This is a genomic window from Cytobacillus oceanisediminis 2691 (assembly GCF_007678455.1).
In the GTDB taxonomy this organism is placed as follows: Bacteria; Bacillota; Bacilli; order Bacillales; family Cytobacillaceae; genus Mesobacillus; species Mesobacillus oceanisediminis_A.
The window spans coordinates 1-331 of record NZ_VEEP01000080.1 but is presented as its reverse complement, the minus strand read 5'-3'; the positions used below and the strand labels follow the sequence as shown (position 1 = coordinate 331).

General features: G+C 46.8%; 1 protein-coding gene. It reads right to left on the bottom strand.

Going from position 1 to position 331, the window contains the following annotated elements; all coding sequences use genetic code 11:
• Positions 1-331: helicase-related protein (locus FS736_RS23490; protein ID WP_260983696.1), on the bottom strand; the 331-nt coding region annotated here is incomplete at both ends.

Sequence of the window (331 nt, the reverse complement as noted above, 5' to 3'; positions counted from 1 at the left end):
AACCCAATGTATCCTTCGATTGCCCTCATCAATTTTCCTTCATAACCTCTACCAACCGTAATCCCTTTTCCTTTCTTTCCTCCCCCCCCCCTTCCCCCTGTCCCATGCACATACCTCTCTTTTTCCATACGAACCTCATACTTTATCACAACCCAAACATTATCCACCTCAATCCCCCGCGAACCAACATCCCTACCCACTACATAACCCAAATTTCCCATTTTCAACCCATCCATTACCCCCAACCCATCTTCCTCCTCTAATCCCCCATCAACTCTTTCACACCAATAATTCCCACCCTCAACCTCCCCAAACACCCTATCCACATTTT